14 protein-coding genes are annotated in these 14,410 nt (G+C 48.5%); 11 read left to right on the top strand and 3 right to left on the bottom strand.

The features are described from left to right. Positions 1-6: 6 nt before the first annotated feature. Together ODZ53_RS17870 and ODZ53_RS17865 are read left to right on the top strand one after the other, a co-directional pair. On the top strand, positions 7-1,734 hold the full coding sequence (locus tag ODZ53_RS17870) for a LytS/YhcK type 5TM receptor domain-containing protein (RefSeq protein WP_372678818.1): 1,728 nt from the start codon (positions 7-9) through the stop codon (positions 1,732-1,734). Then, a complete protein-coding gene (locus ODZ53_RS17865) occupies positions 1,709-2,491 on the top strand; it encodes a LytR/AlgR family response regulator transcription factor (RefSeq protein WP_015892582.1) in 783 nt (260 codons plus the stop codon). The genes ODZ53_RS17870 and ODZ53_RS17865 overlap by 26 nt, the downstream gene beginning before the upstream one ends. A gap of 59 nt (positions 2,492-2,550) precedes the next feature. On the opposite strand, the gene ODZ53_RS17860 is transcribed toward ODZ53_RS17865, so the two are convergent. Next, positions 2,551-3,036, bottom strand: coding sequence for a hypothetical protein (locus ODZ53_RS17860; protein ID WP_015892581.1), 486 nt, complete (start codon positions 3,034-3,036; stop codon positions 2,551-2,553). Positions 3,037-3,292: 256 nt separating this feature from the next. On the opposite strand from ODZ53_RS17860, the gene ODZ53_RS17855 reads away from it, so the two are divergent. From ODZ53_RS17855 to ODZ53_RS17840, 4 genes are all read left to right on the top strand, one after another. Continuing rightward, entirely contained in the window at positions 3,293-5,383 is a 2,091-nt protein-coding gene (locus tag ODZ53_RS17855; protein ID WP_372678815.1) for a carbon starvation CstA family protein, read from the top strand. Next, positions 5,380-5,592: a CstA-like transporter-associated (seleno)protein gene (locus tag ODZ53_RS17850; RefSeq protein WP_016743075.1), complete on the top strand. Its 213-nt coding sequence runs from the start codon at positions 5,380-5,382 to the stop codon at positions 5,590-5,592. Before ODZ53_RS17855 ends, ODZ53_RS17850 begins: the two co-directional genes overlap by 4 nt. Positions 5,593-5,877: 285 nt before the next feature. Continuing rightward, positions 5,878-6,702 (top strand): inositol monophosphatase family protein, encoded by an 825-nt coding sequence (locus tag ODZ53_RS17845; protein WP_016743074.1) that lies wholly within the window; start codon positions 5,878-5,880, stop codon positions 6,700-6,702. Positions 6,703-6,869: 167 nt separating this feature from the next. Beyond that, positions 6,870-7,952 carry a glycoside hydrolase family 15 protein gene (locus ODZ53_RS17840; protein ID WP_372678812.1) on the top strand — a complete coding sequence of 361 codons (1,083 nt, stop codon included), beginning with the start codon at positions 6,870-6,872 and terminating at the stop codon, positions 7,950-7,952. A gap of 148 nt (positions 7,953-8,100) precedes the next feature. On the opposite strand, the gene ODZ53_RS17835 is transcribed toward ODZ53_RS17840, so the two are convergent. Further along, positions 8,101-9,372, bottom strand: coding sequence for an MFS transporter (locus ODZ53_RS17835; RefSeq protein WP_372678810.1), 1,272 nt, complete (start codon positions 9,370-9,372; stop codon positions 8,101-8,103). Positions 9,373-9,610: 238 nt separating this feature from the next. Here ODZ53_RS17835 and ODZ53_RS17830 point away from each other — a divergent pair, with 238 nt between their 5' ends. The 4 genes from ODZ53_RS17830 (at position 9,611) to ODZ53_RS17815 (ending at position 12,566) form a co-directional block, all read left to right on the top strand. Then, entirely contained in the window at positions 9,611-10,183 is a 573-nt protein-coding gene (locus tag ODZ53_RS17830) for a PadR family transcriptional regulator (RefSeq protein WP_372678808.1), read from the top strand. After that, positions 10,167-11,147: a BtrH N-terminal domain-containing protein gene (locus ODZ53_RS17825; protein ID WP_372678806.1), complete on the top strand. Its 981-nt coding sequence runs from the start codon at positions 10,167-10,169 to the stop codon at positions 11,145-11,147. Before ODZ53_RS17830 ends, ODZ53_RS17825 begins: the two co-directional genes overlap by 17 nt. Before the next feature lie 84 nt (positions 11,148-11,231). Further along, positions 11,232-11,615 carry a hypothetical protein gene (locus tag ODZ53_RS17820; RefSeq protein ID WP_372678804.1) on the top strand — a complete coding sequence of 128 codons (384 nt, stop codon included), beginning with the start codon at positions 11,232-11,234 and terminating at the stop codon, positions 11,613-11,615. 171 nt (positions 11,616-11,786) lie between these two features. Beyond that, positions 11,787-12,566 carry a GNAT family N-acetyltransferase gene (locus ODZ53_RS17815; protein ID WP_372678802.1) on the top strand — a complete coding sequence of 260 codons (780 nt, stop codon included), beginning with the start codon at positions 11,787-11,789 and terminating at the stop codon, positions 12,564-12,566. Positions 12,567-12,587: 21 nt separating this feature from the next. Here the strand turns inward: ODZ53_RS17815 and ODZ53_RS17810 are convergent, their stop codons facing one another. Then, positions 12,588-13,469, bottom strand: a complete 882-nt coding sequence (locus ODZ53_RS17810; RefSeq protein WP_372678800.1) for a LysR family transcriptional regulator — start codon at positions 13,467-13,469, stop codon at positions 12,588-12,590. A 125-nt stretch (positions 13,470-13,594) separates the two neighbouring features. Here ODZ53_RS17810 and ODZ53_RS17805 point away from each other — a divergent pair, with 125 nt between their 5' ends. Then, complete coding sequence (locus tag ODZ53_RS17805; RefSeq protein ID WP_372678798.1) at positions 13,595-14,377, top strand: SagB/ThcOx family dehydrogenase; 783 nt, start codon at positions 13,595-13,597, stop codon at positions 14,375-14,377. Positions 14,378-14,410: the final 33 nt, after the last annotated feature.

Genomic DNA, 14,410 nt, shown 5'->3' with positions numbered 1-14,410 from the left:
AAACGAATGAATCTGGCCTTAATGGTCCCATTGACGGAGCGGACGGCGGTTTTGATTGTGATGGCCTTGCTGTTTACGCGTGTACGTGCATTCCGCAGCATATTGAACCAGCAAGCGACGTGGCGGGAAAAAGCACTGATGGTCGTCATTTTCTCTGCTATTTCCATACTGGGTACCTATAATGGCATTTGGTATCAGGATGCGATTGCGAATTCACGCGTGATCGGGACGGTCGTGGCAGGCTTGCTGGCTGGTCCCTGGGTAGGGTTGATGACAGGGCTGATTGCGGGAATTCATCGCTATTCCTTGGGCGGCTTTACAGATTTGGCATGTGCCATCTCGACCATAAGCGAGGGCTTGTTTGCAGGATTATTCTATCAGTTCCTCCGTAACCGCAGCAAAAAAATCGGGTGGACGACAGCACTCTTCGTTGGTTTTTTGGCGGAGTGGCTGCAAATGGGCATTGTATTGCTTATCGCACGTCCGTACGCTGACGCTTTGGCATTGGTTCAGGCCATTAGTGTACCCATGTCAGTCGTCAACTCGGTCGGAATTGCTATTTTGATCATTATTATTGATTTAGCCAAAAAGGAAGAGGATCGGATTGGGGCGCTCCAAGCCCAGCGAACGCTGCAAGTAGCGGACAAAACACTATCGTACTTGCGTCAAGGGCTGACCTATGATTCTGCCCAAAAGGTAGCGGAGGAAATTTTGCGGACGACGCGTGTAGCAGCGGTAGCGATTACCGATACGCGCTCTGTACTTGCGCATGTTGGTGCAGGCTCGTCTCATCACGTGGTGGGAGAAGGCATAACGACCAAGGCGACCTGTGAAGTTTTATCGACCAAAGAAGTAAAGATTGCCCAGACGAAGGAAGAGATTGGGTGCAGGGAGACGAATTGTCCCTTGCGCTATGCGATCCTTGTCCCCCTGATGCGAAGACGTGAAGTAGCGGGTGTGCTCAAGCTGTATCAGGATCGCTCTCGCAAACTGTCGGCAGTGGACCTGGAACTCGTACGTGGATTGGGGAACCTGATATCGAGTCAGCTCGAACTGGCTGAGCTAGAGAAGCAGTCCCGCCTGTTGGCAGATGCAGAAATCAGAGCCTTGCATGCGCAGATCAATCCGCATTTCTTGTTTAATGCGCTCAATACGATCGTTTCGTTTATTCGCTTCCGTCCCGAACAGGCCCGTGAATTATTGATTCATTTGGGAGAGTACTTCCGCCGTAATTTGCATGACTCTGGCGGATATGTCAGTCTGGCACGTGAGCTGGAGCATATTGAAGCGTATTTGGCTATCGAACGTGCGAGGTTCGGGGACAAGCTTCATGTAGAGTACGACATCGAGGACGGCGTAGAGCGGTTTACCGTGCCAGGACTGATTTTGCAGCCGCTGGTAGAGAATGCGGTCAAGCACGGGCTGTTGCCCAAGCGCGAAGGGGGAACCGTAGTGATTCGTGCGCGCCGCAAAGAAAAGCAAATCGTCGAACTGACAGTGGCAGATAATGGAGTCGGAATGGAGGTTGACCCATCCGAGCGAGCACTAGATGAGAAGCGTGCAGGACGGCAATTATCTGGAATCGGTCTTGTCAATGTAAAAAGCCGTCTTCAATCGATTTACGGAGAACCGTATGGAATCGTGATCGAGAGCAAAAGCGGGAGCGGGACAACATGCACCATACAATTACCGATAGGGGTGAACGTCAGTGCTCAAAGTGTTCATCGTCGATGATGAGACGCCTGCCAGAGAAGAACTGCGGTATTTGCTGGAGCAGTTTTCGGAAGTGTCCGTAGTAGGAGAGGCGGGTAGTGGGGAAGAGGCGTTGGAAGCGGTGCTTCAGACAGAGCCGGATGCGGTTTTTTTGGACATCCATTTGCAGGACAGGGACGGTGTAGATGTGGGGCAGGAGCTTCTGGAATCCATGGTCAATCCACCTGTCATCATCTTTGCAAGTGCGTATGAATTTCATGCGGTTCGAGCATTTGAGGCCGAAGCCGTTGATTATATCGTCAAGCCGTTCAGCGAAATGCGTCTGGAAAAGACGATGAACCGGGTACGAAAAATGAGACGGAAAAGCGAGCCTGCATTGGACGCCTCACCGCTACTGGAGGAAAGGCTACAATCCCTTCTGCAAAATGTACTGGTCGATACTCAGCCACATCGTGTCCCGGTAGAAAAAAACGGCAAGATCATGCTGATTGATCCAAACGAAATCGTCTATGCCACCTTGGAAGGAAGGTATGCGAGCATCTATACAGCAGGTGAGCAATATGCGACCACCTTTACGTTGCAGGAGCTGGAGAGCAGGCTGTCACGCCAACAGTTTTTTCGGACGCATCGCGCTTTCATTGTCAATTTATCTAAAACGGCAGAGCTCGTCCCTTGGTTTAAAGGCTCGATTCATCTAGTCATGCAGGATCAACGCAAAACAGAAGTGCCTGTTAGCCGCAATGTCGTGAAGGAATTGAAGAAACGATTGGGGTTTTAAAGGAAACAGACCAATCCTGCGTCCCGTTTGGGGGAGGATTGGTCTGTTTTTTTGACTGCTTACACGGGATAGTCATCGTTTTTCTTCCGTGTCACCATGATCCCGCCCAAAACGATCAGGATCAAGCCGAGGATGCCGCCTACTTGGGTAGACGCCAGATTCGCGATCAAAAATATGATAGCGAGAACAGTGAGGATGCCAATGGGGATCAAGAGAGCGGGTTTGCGATTGCCGAATAGGTACAGCTCGGTAAGCCCCACGGCAGGACCAATCAGGAAGAAGGGCCACGTCGTGCTCATATCCCCATGAAAAAATAGCTGGCTGAAAAAGAAGAGTGGAGCATAAACGAGCAAGATCCCGCCTGGCACGAGCAGTCCAGCGCGATTCGGCATTGGGTTCATAAAAAAGAAAATATGAAACCCGATTCCTGGGATGAGAAGAAAGACTGGCCAAAGCATGTCCATTGCGAGCGGTACGTTCAGGTAGGTAGCCAGAACAAAAATCGCTCCGATTCCGATAATGATGTAACCCCCGATTCGTCGCATGTGCGTATTCTCCTTTTTGATTTCCATACCAATTTATGTATAACTTTAACATATTGTAGAGGAGTTTGTATCGGACTCGGGGCGGAGACTTTCTACGTCCCCAAATTGAACGCGCTTACACTCAAACGAGGATGGTGCAGCTTGTGCCTGTTTTTGTACGGTTCAGTCATTTTTTATGTTGGCAAGCTGTCCGATGTGATACTTTTTTCTAAGGTCCATTGCCTGAATATTAAATAAATAGAAGGAGGCGACTCGGATGAAGAAATGGTTTCTTTCCCTCTTGATTTGGGGCGGGATAGCCGCATTGGGTGCTGTCGGATTCGGGATGATAGCCCTCTGGCAAGGGGAATCAGTCAACTCGTTCTGGTTACTGACAGCCGCATTTTGCACTTATGCTGTAGCTTATCGTTTCTACAGCAAATTCATAGCCAAAAAACTAATGGTGCTCGATGATAATCGCGCTACCCCAGCAGAAGTGAACAACGACGGCAAAGACTTCGTGCCCACGAACAAATGGGTGTTGTTTGGGCACCATTTTGCTGCGATTGCAGGAGCAGGCCCACTCGTAGGTCCTACGTTGGCTGCGCAAATGGGATATTTGCCGGGAACGATCTGGATTATCGTCGGGGTCGTGATCGGTGGAGCGGTACAAGACTTTATTATTCTGTTCGGATCGATGCGTCGCAATGGAAAGTCTCTCGGTCAGATTGCCAAGGAAGAGATCGGTCCTGTTGGCGGAGCACTCGCTTTGATTGGTATTATTGCCATTATGATTATCCTGATTGCTGTTTTAGCGATGGTTGTGGTTAACGCTCTTGCTGAATCACCTTGGGCTACCTTCACGATATTCATGACGCTGCCTATCGCGATAATGATGGGATTGTATATGCGGTATATACGACCTGGGCAAGTATTGGAAGGCTCGATTATCGGACTTGCTCTCTTGTTCTTTTCCCTCTGGCTCGGTCAAATCGTGGCTGCATCTCCAACATGGGGACCAGCCTTCACGTTTTCCAAAGTACAGCTTGCCTGGATGATCATTGTGTACGGGTTTATTGCCTCGGTTTTGCCTGTGTGGCTGCTGTTGGCACCGCGCGATTATCTCAGCTCATTCTTGAAAGTTGGGACGATTGCGGTATTGGCGGTGGGAATTGTGCTGACACTGCCGCCATTGCAAATGCCAGCACTGACGAAGTTCATTGATGGAACTGGCCCTGTTTTTGCAGGAAACCTGTTTCCCTTCTTGTTTATTACCATCGCGTGTGGAGCCGTATCAGGATTCCATGCACTCGTATCATCTGGAACGACGCCGAAGATGATCGCGAAGGAATCGCATGCGCCATTGATCGGCTATGGCGGGATGCTGATGGAGTCAGGGGTCGCGGTTATGGCGATGATTGCAGCGTGCGTGTTAACTCCCGGTGTCTATTTTGCAATCAACTCACCTGCCGCAGCAATTGGCGTGGATGTAGTCCAGGTTGCGACGACGATAACGGGCTGGGGCTATACCGTAACCCCTGACCATTTAACAACGCTCGCCAACGACATTCAAGAAAAGACGATCCTTTCCCGAACGGGCGGAGCACCGTCACTGGCGATCGGAATGGCGACGATTTTCTCGGGTGTATTGGGTGGCAAGGCATTAATGGCATTCTGGTATCACTTTGCGATTTTGTTTGAGGCTGTCTTTATTTTGACGACGATCGATGCGGGAACGCGTGTCGGACGATTTATGGTGCAAGACATGCTCGGCAACGTCATTCCGAAAATGAAGGAAGTCAACTGGTTGCCAGGTAATCTGATTGGTTCTGGGATCATTACCATCGGATGGGGATACTTCCTGCTCCAAGGTGTCATGGACCCGTTGGGAGGCATTTACACCCTGTGGCCGCTCTTTGGTATCGCCAACCAGATGCTCGCCGCGATTGCCTTTACGGTGGGAACGACGATTATTTTCAAAATGGGTAAAGCAGCTTACTCGTGGATCACACTCGTACCGATGGCTTGGCTGACGACGGCTACGCTGACAGCGGGCTGGCAAAAGCTGTTCCATCCTGATCCGAAAATCGGCTTCCTCTCGCATGCAGAAGCATTCCAAAAGGCACTGGATGCGGGCACGCTGCCAAAAGGAGTAAAAACGGTAGAAGCTGCACAAAAAATGATCTTCAACGACCAGATCGATGCTGTGGTATGTGCGATCTTCATGGTCATTACGATTGGGATCATTCTCGATGGTGCGCGGGTATGGATCAATATTCTCCGCGGCAAGCACTATCCGTTGCAGGAGTCTCCGTACATCAAGTCCAAAGGAAATGTATTTGACGGGAAAGGACATCACGTAGCATGAGGCGCAAGCTAAGAGCCATGCGAAAGGCAATGCGCAAAGTGAGCTCTGTTATTAAAACCATTTTCGGAATGCCTGACTATGACCGCTATCTCGCCCATTGGTACGAGACACATGGGGCACCGGGTATCTTTCCGATGACAGAACGTGAGTATTACATGTACGCATTGACCGAACGATTTGAAAAAGGCGGCGTAACACGCTGCTGCTAAAGTGGTCATGTAAAAAAGGGTGTCTCCCCGGTCAGAAAATGACGAGGGAGACACCCTTTTTCAATAATTCGGGAGTTGGGTGAAGCAACGACATTTCAGGCACACTCCCCATGGCTAACGTGTGGTGTAACAGCAGGTAAAGTATGGTACACTAAATCATATAGCATGGCCGTTTTTTAACACGAGCTGTCTCATCATATTCAATTAAAACATCGAAGCCTCTCTTTCTGGAAGAAAAGGGCGTGCTTTGCGAAAAAATAAGTCAAGTTTTAGGTGGCGATACGTGTGCAAGCATCAACACTGGCGGCTCTCAAGGAGCTCGCTTTGCAATGCGCCCGTTCAGCGGGTGAGCTGAGTCTGAAGCGAATGAAGGAGCCTTTTACCGTCGAGTATAAAACATCTGCCTCCGATCTTGTTACAGCCGTAGATAAAGAAGTGGAGAATCACGTCATTCAGATGATTCTTGCACGCTTCCCTGATCACGGCATTCTTGGAGAAGAGAGCGCACATGTGGAGGATTACAAGCAGTATGACACGCTTTGGGTCATCGACCCGATTGATGGTACGACCAATTTTGTGCATCAGCAAATCAATTTTTCCGTTTCCATTGCTGTGTATCATAAGGGAGAGGGAATGGTCGGAGCGGTTTATGATCCTTCCAGAGACGAGTTGTTTTATGCGGTAAAAGGGGAAGGGGCTTTTCTCAATGATCGTCCCTTACAGGTGAATCGAGAAGTGAGCCTGGAGCAAGCTTTGCTATGCACGAGCGTATTTTGGAACAAGCGTGCTGAGCAGATCGGCATTGATTTGATTGTGAAAAAGCTTGCTGGGAAGGTTCGCGGAATGCGTCTTTTGGGAAGCGCCGCTCTGGAAATGGCGTATGTGGCTGCGGGAAGACTGGATGGCTACGTCAGTATGCAGCTCAATGCGTGGGATTTCGGGGCAGCTCGCATTATTGTAGAGGAAGCGGGCGGCCGGGTGACGACCATGGCGGGAACACCACTACCGTACGACCAAAAAAGCAGCGTGATGGCTTGCAACCCGACTTTTTATGAGGAGCTGCAGCAGTTCCTGAAATCGGAACATACCGATGTACCTTCACAAAATTAAGTGTACAAGAACCCACCGGACATGCGTATCCAGTGGGTTTTCTTTTGTTATACATCCTGGGTTTTCGTTTGGATGTCGGGTGCATATGCTATAAAAGCATAGCCGGAAGACGAGCAGCGACTGTATTTGGTACGAAGTCGGCTTGTCCGAATAAGGGGGGGATAACCATGACCCTGATCGAGGAAAGTGTAAAGTTGATCCTACAGCATCAAGCGAGTACCGGGGCGTATCTCGCTTCACCCGCATTTGTCCACTATCAGTATGCGTGGCTCCGCGATGGAACATTTACGGCCTACGCGATGAGCCGTACTGGCAAGCATGAGAGTGCCCGCAAGTTTTACCAATGGTGCGATGCTGTGATCCGAAAGCATGAGACAAAGGCAAGAGCAGCCATTTCGGCAGTAAAAAATGGATTAGACAAAAATGATGCGGGAAGAGACCGCTTTTTGCATACGCGCTATACAGCGGACGGAGAAGAAGTGGCAGGTGAATGGGGCAGCTTTCAGCTCGATGGCTACGGGACATGGCTGTGGGGGCTGGCTGAGCATGTGCGGATGAGTGGAGAGCATGACTTGATTCACGAGCTCAAGCCATCGATTGAACTGACGATTGACTATGTCGTGGCTTGCTGGCAGCTCCCGAACTTTGATTGCTGGGAAGAGGGAGGAGACCGAATCCATCCAGTGACGTTAGGAGCCATTTATGCCGGGATCAAGGCGATGCAGCCTTATTTGCCCGAACGAGCTTTCGAACTCGCTCAGCAAGGAGAGACCATCCGCCAATTCATACGCGAGCATGGCACAGCCAACGGGCGATTGATAAAATCCGTCGGGGATCATTCAGTGGATGCAAGTCTTCTCTGGTTGGCACTGCCTTATGGGATCGTCGACATGAATGATCCGCTTATGCTCCGAACCGTGCAGGCCATAGAAGAGGAGCTGCGCGCAGGACACGGCGTGCATCGCTACCCGGCTGATACGTATTACGGCGGGGGGCAGTGGCTGTTGTTATCTGCGTGGTTGGGCTGGTATTACGTGAAAACGGGCAGGCGTGAAGAAGCCGAAAAGATAGCGGCGTGGATTGTGTCCCAGCGGCAAGCGAACGGACTGCCTGAACAGGTACAGGAACATTTGCTTTCCCCGGCTCATTATGAGATGTGGGTGGAGAGAGCAGGGCACCCCGCTGTACCGCTCCTTTGGTCGCATGCGATGTATCTCGTGTTAGCGGCAGAGCTCGGCATTCCGTACTAGCCAATAAAGAGGGTCTTCCTGGTTGGTGGCGATCAACCGGGATAATTTAAAAAAGGTATTCAGGAGAAAAAATACATTCCTGAATACCTCTTTTTAGTCAACGATCGGTCCGGTTAGTTTCATACTTCTTAAGGCACTCCTTAGCTCTTTATGACACATCTTTTTCCAATGTTAATTCATGAAATGATTTCATACGCAGTTGTAAAAATGGGGTGAACAATAATGTACAAGCCGAAGCTAACAATCCAATGCCACCCGCAAATAAAGCGAACCGTAAACCCATTGCCCCCCCTATCATCCCTCCAATTAACGAACCAAGCGGTAAAGACCCCCACGAGATAAAGCGAAACGTAGCATTCACGCGACCTTGCAGGGCATCGGGTACAATTACTTGGCGTAAACTGACGGTACTAATGCTAAACATGGAGACACCCATTCCGAAAAGAAGCTGTCCCGTCATCATAATCAACGCCATACTTAATTCTGATCCTACTGCTAATGGAGCAAGCAAACCGCCACTTGCTGCGATCGTAGCGGAACCCACAATTGTTGGACCTACTCCAAAACGACGTACAGCCCTTTGGGCAAGCAGAGAGCCGAATAGGTACCCTACTCCTAGCGTTCCATAAATGATGCCAACAATGCTCGCATTGATTTTGAGTTCTTGCGATGCATATAGAACATAAACACTAAAAATAACATTCCAGGAAAGGTTAAAGATTGTTGAGCAGCGCACCACTCCCCACAGCAACGGTTTTGTGTAAACCGTATGCAGCCCTTCTTTGATTTCCAGCCACATGTTTTTTTGTTTTTTCGCATCTGTCACGACTGTCTCCAACTTGCGAATCCGGGCTATGTACACAGCGGATACAAAAAAGGATACCGACGTGAACAATATTGCAAAAGGAGCGGTGATTAACTGTTCCAGTCCACCTGATAAACCCGGCCCAGCAATTTGCGCGGTAGATTTACTAGTCTCTAGTTTGCTATTCCCATCAACAAGCTGCTCCTTGCTCACAATGGAAGGCAAAAAGGATGTATAGGCGACATCGAAAAAGACAGTACAGATCCCCACTATAAAGGCTATCAAATATAGCACTGTCATATTCAGGAATCCAGTTAAGGCCGTCAGCGGCACAATAAGCAGTAATGCACCCCTGAAAAAGTTAGCGGCGACAAGAATGGGTCGCCGGGGAAATCTGTCTATCCATACACCAGCGAGCAAACCGAAAAGGATAAATGGCGCATACTCGGCAAAACCAAGCAACCCCATTTGCATGGGACTGGCCCCTAAATAGAGCGCTGCCACTAATGGCATACCTAATAATGCAACCTGAGTCCCAAACTGTGATGCCGTTTGCCCAATCCAGAGCCTGCGAAAATCTGTGTTCGTTAACAATCCTTCCACCTTGTTACTCATGTTCGTTCCCCCAATTTTTCGTCACAACTAAATGCCATTTTTCGTATTTTTAGTATAGGGGAAATGATGTTTCAAGATCTTGCGCTTTCATTATCATAGTCAAAGCACGACGTCAAAAAAGATCGGCATGATCGGTCGATGTCGCGAGCTCAAGTGCCGCAGCAGATTCGGTTATTGAATTTTTATTACACCTACGTTATATTCCATATATGAAATACTCAAGATAAGGAGTCTCTCTATGCATAGATTATCGAATGTCGAATTCATGCTCCTGCAATTGATCGCGGAACATCGTCAAGCTTCCGGATACGATATTATGAAGTTAGTCGAACAGCGAGGCTATAAAGAATGGGCAAATATCGGTACAACTTCGATTTATACAGGATTGAAGAAACTTAGCGATAAAGGATGGATCGCACCTGAGACATCCGACGAGAAATCCGGCAAGGGGCCAGCGCCGACCCTGTTTGCCCTCACCGAAGTGGGTATACGTAAGCTGAGAAATGAAATTCTTGATAGTCTGTCGTCTACACGGGAACGTGACAATCGCTTCGATCTCGGTTTGGCCGCTTTGCCCCATATCGGGAAGGAAGAGGCCGTGATTGCTTTACGGAAACGACTGGATTTTCTTGGACAGGCCTCGTTAGAAATAAGACAGAAGTACGAATCACAAGGCGGAGCTAGCTTGCCGCTGAACGTAAGGGCGTTGTTCTTGCATCCATTCAGCTTAATCGAGAGCGAGCAAGCGTTCGTTAGTCGTTTCATCCATGAATTATTGGAGGAGGGAAGTAGACATGGTCAAATTTATTGAAGGTTTCATTCCTTATCAAGGGGAACATTGCGAAACAACCGCCATGGGCAATTTATTGCAATATGGGGGAGTCCACCTGTCTGAGCCGATGTTGTTCGGACTCGGGCAAGGGCTTGGATACATATACTGGGATTCGAAGGGAATGGACTTTCCTTTCATCGGAGGAAGAATAAAACCGGATAAACTGACCGCTTATCTCGCCGAACGACTCGGATTGAACGTCAGATATCAAGAAACCTCGTCGGTCAATAAGGCGTGGCAGAACGTCCGAAGCAGCATCGAACACGGCATTCCGGTTGGGCTTAAATTAGATTCCTATTACTTGGATTATTTTACGAACAAAGTGCACTTCGCCGGTCACTATGCGGTACTTTACGGTATAGATGACGAATACGCCTATTTGGCGGACACCAGACAACAGGGTGGACTTGTGAAGACGAGTTTGACAAGCTTAGCCACTGCCAGAAATGCAAAGGGACCTATGAGCTCCCGGAATCGTTCCTTTACAATCGAGCCAAACGACGCAGTGCTTCCACTTGTTTCTGCTATACGTGAATCCTTGACCATGAATGCGCATGACTATCTGAACCCGCCGATTCAGAATATTGGCAATAGAGGAATTGTTAAAATGAGCAATGAAATCTTGAAGTGGCCTTCTCGCAGCAACAATTTCGAACATGATTTATGTCTTACCGCGATGCTAATGGAGCGGGCGGGAACCGGTGGCGCTTTATTTCGGAATCTATATAGGGATTATTTGAGAGAATGTGCGGATCGGCTGGAGGACCCGAGGATCGAACAAGCCCACTGTATGTTTACAGAGATCGCTCCAATGTGGGTTAGCGTCTCTGCTTCAATCGACCATGCAGGAAGAACAGGTGAGCACCAAGAGCTCGTGCATGCGTCTAAGCTGTTGCTCGAGATTGCGGATAAAGAACGCGCAGCCATGGAGCTATTGTTGTGATAGCTTTACACTTACATGGAACGGAATCATTCCTTTATGCTTAAAGTATAATAGCTCGATTTCAAAAGAGGAGGAATCAGAAAGTTGAAGTTCTATCGCTATGTGTTAAGTATCCCGCCTTTGGATTGGGAGTGTTGCTTTCTTAGCATTGAGGAGTATAAGCAGAGCTTTGCGAATAAGTATAATCAAAATATAGAGTATTACAGGCAAGTTAACGGGGATTGTCAACAGCATCTCGATGATATCGACAACCTTGCTGTTGTGACTTATAAAGATCTGTGTGCAAGCGTTCATTCTGCTGAACTGCGCTGTCCAGCCATGATTTTCTCCATACCGAGTGGCGATCATCGAGGATCAGCTTTGTTTTGTATCATGTACAAGCTTGAAAACGACGGGGATACGTTTATTTACTCTCCTGTTCCACTTGTTCATCTAGAGCAAGATCAAGCAGGTGAAATAGAGCTTTAATTGTTCGAATGAAAAAACCAACTAGCTATTCACTACTTCTTCTTTTTCTATGTTAAGAAAAAAATGGTAAAATATAGACAGCTACTCGGCTACCAAAAACCAACCACTTTTATTTAAAATCCTCATCCTTGATCGTTGATAAAAGCAGAGGAAAGGTGGAGGCGGTAAACAATGGCGTATATAGAAATCACGAAAAAGAATATAGAAACGGAGCACATATGCTGTGCATTAGGTGCAAAACAATACGAACATTCAGTAGCCGAGAAGAAGAAGTGGCTGACAGAGCGAATGGATGAAGGTTTGGTTTTTTATCGCTTGGATGAGCGAGCAAAAGTGTTTATTGAGTACTTGCCTGCGGAAATGGCATGGGTTCCAATTGAAGCGCCCAATTATATGTATATTAACTGTTTGTGGGTCTCTGGCAGATATAAAGAGAACGGGCATGCGAAACAATTGTTGCATCATTGCAAGGAAGATGCCATCAAACGTGGTATGGACGGAATCGTTCATATCGTAGGGAAGAACAAGTACCCGTATTTGAGTGAGAGGCGTTTTTTTGAGCATATGGGGTTTGAGCTGGCAGACCAAACAGAGCCGTATTTTCAATTAGTGGCATGGAAATGGAATGAACAAGCCGCTATGCCGTCCTTTAAGAAAACAGGAACGACTTCTTCAAAGGAGAAAGGCGTCACCATTTATTACACAGCGCAGTGTCCATTTGCTGTGGGTGTTCTGGAAGAGCTGAGGAAAGTAGCGGAAGCGAAAAGTGTTCCCTTTCATGCGTACAAGCTGACAACGAGGGAAGCAGCACAGAACGCGCCTGTCATATGGACGACCTTTGGCCTGTTTTATCAGGGGGAATTTATTACCCATGAAATCATGAGTGCCAATAAATTTGAAAAATGGCTGACAGAGCTTCTCGCACACCAAAAGCCCCGCCCATCCCAATAGGCGAGGGCTTTGTTCGTGTGACTACTTGCTCGTTGGCGTGAAATCCATGCCTTTTACATATTGCTGGCTGTGAACGGCGAACTCTGCCGTGAGTGGGGAGATCGACTGCCAGTTGCGCACCGCGAGCACCACTTCCCGTGTAATCGGGGGTGACAGAGGGATCGCGACGACTTTGGGGATGACAGGTGGCATGTACAGCTCAGGCATGATGGTGACGCCGATATACTCCTGCACCATGGTCAAAATCGTATACACCTCACGCACTTCAAACGTAACTGTTGGGGTGATGTGATTCTCTTGCAGCATTTTTCGGATGCAGCCATCCTTTGGCATGATAAAACAACGATCCGCAATTTCGGAAAAACGTAGGGTCTGACTATCTTTCAGCGGATGGGTATCTGGCAAAATGACCATCATTTCGTCTTGCAAGAGCGGCAACGTTTGCATTTCCTTATCAGGCATAACGGTAAAAGCAATGTCGACAACTGAGCTGTGCAGCCAATTGCTAATTTCATCACTGTCGCCTTCCAAAAGCAGGATGTCCACGGCCGGAAACCGCTTGCGAAAGCTGCCCAAAAGTCCAGGCAAAAAGCGGGAGGCGACGCTGGGGATCGAGGCAATACGCAAGGTGCCGGACGAAATCCCGCGGGCCACGTTTGCTTCCTCCGTCATGCAGGATGTGATGTTCAAAATGTCGCGAGCGTGCGAAAGCATTCGTTCTCCGATGCTCGTCGGAGTAATCCCGCTGCGACTGCGCTGAAAAAGGCTGACGCCTAGGTCTTTTTCCAGGGACTGAATCATCTGCGAGACGGCGGATTGCGTAAAGCCGATTTCTTCTGCAGCCCGCGTGAAGCTACCAGCTTTTGCTGCGGCGACAAACACTTGCAGTTGGGTAAGCGTCATGTCTCCTCGTTCCTTTTCATTAGTTTTATCTTATGAAAAATATTATAAATCATTGTTTTACTAATGGAAAAGAGCTTCGTATAGTAAAAGACATCACCACCAAGCACATACGAGGAGGAACATAGATGCATCCCGAATGGCAGCGAATTGCAAATGAATTTATCGATGCGACCTCTTACCGGGTAGGCGAGCTGGAAAAAGGCTGGGCCTCTCGTTACGATTTTTCCAAAAGACCAGCGACGTATTTGCGCTATGAAGAGGTGTTTGCACGCATAGAATTGGGCAAGCCGCAGTTTCCAGCATCCGTCGATTTGTGGGAGGTCCTCGCTAATCGAAGATCCAAGCGTAATTTCTTGAAGCAGCCCATGACGCTTAACGAATTGAATCTCTTGCTGTGGGGGACACAGGGTATCACAGATGATATGGGAGACTATCAATTACGCACGACGCCGTCTGCCGGGGCCCTGTATCCGATTGAGACATACCTGATGATCAATAACGTGGAGGGACTTGAGAAAGGCCTGTATCACTTGGATGTACAGAATTGGTGCTTGGAGGGACTGAAGAGAGAAGACACGTCCGAGATTGCCTATCTGTTCACGGAAGAACAAGAGGTGACGAAACGGGCTGCTGTCAATTTCGTTTGGACAGCAATGGTAGATCGCACGAAAGACAAATACAAAGAGCGTGCGTACCGCTATATTTGGTGGGATTCCGGGCACGTATCGCAAAATCTGCATTTGGTAGCAAACGGATTGGGGCTTGGGGTAACGACGATTGGTCACTGGATGGATCATGACATGAACGAATATTTAGGAATTGATGGCACGTCCCATCTGTCTGTGTTGATGGCATCAGTGGGCAAAATCGCTGGTGGGCATTGGCTGACAGACCGACGACCAGAATAAGCAGGTAAAAAGGATGGGCATAAAAAGCCGCAT

Source organism: Brevibacillus sp. BD137, from assembly GCF_041644655.1.
GTDB classification, from domain to species: Bacteria; Bacillota; Bacilli; order Brevibacillales; family Brevibacillaceae; genus Brevibacillus; species Brevibacillus brevis_D.
This window is presented reverse-complemented; position numbering and strand designations above follow the sequence as displayed.

Excerpts from the sequence above, each read along its gene's own strand:
- ODZ53_RS17870 (WP_372678818.1), top strand. The coding sequence starts at position 7 with ATGAATCTGGCCTTAATGGTCCCATTGACGGAGCGGACGGCGGTTTTG.
- ODZ53_RS17860 (WP_015892581.1), bottom strand. The coding sequence starts at position 3,036 with ATGCGACGAATCGGGGGTTACATCATTATCGGAATCGGAGCGATTTTT.
- ODZ53_RS17855 (WP_372678815.1), top strand. The coding sequence starts at position 3,293 with ATGAAGAAATGGTTTCTTTCCCTCTTGATTTGGGGCGGGATAGCCGCA.
- ODZ53_RS17850 (WP_016743075.1), top strand. The coding sequence starts at position 5,380 with ATGAGGCGCAAGCTAAGAGCCATGCGAAAGGCAATGCGCAAAGTGAGC.
- ODZ53_RS17840 (WP_372678812.1), top strand. The coding sequence starts at position 6,870 with ATGACCCTGATCGAGGAAAGTGTAAAGTTGATCCTACAGCATCAAGCG.
- ODZ53_RS17835 (WP_372678810.1), bottom strand. The coding sequence starts at position 9,372 with ATGAGTAACAAGGTGGAAGGATTGTTAACGAACACAGATTTTCGCAGG.
- ODZ53_RS17830 (WP_372678808.1), top strand. The coding sequence starts at position 9,611 with ATGCATAGATTATCGAATGTCGAATTCATGCTCCTGCAATTGATCGCG.
- ODZ53_RS17825 (WP_372678806.1), top strand. The coding sequence starts at position 10,167 with ATGGTCAAATTTATTGAAGGTTTCATTCCTTATCAAGGGGAACATTGC.
- ODZ53_RS17815 (WP_372678802.1), top strand. The coding sequence starts at position 11,787 with ATGGCGTATATAGAAATCACGAAAAAGAATATAGAAACGGAGCACATA.
- ODZ53_RS17810 (WP_372678800.1), bottom strand. The coding sequence starts at position 13,469 with ATGACGCTTACCCAACTGCAAGTGTTTGTCGCCGCAGCAAAAGCTGGT.
- ODZ53_RS17805 (WP_372678798.1), top strand. The coding sequence starts at position 13,595 with ATGCATCCCGAATGGCAGCGAATTGCAAATGAATTTATCGATGCGACC.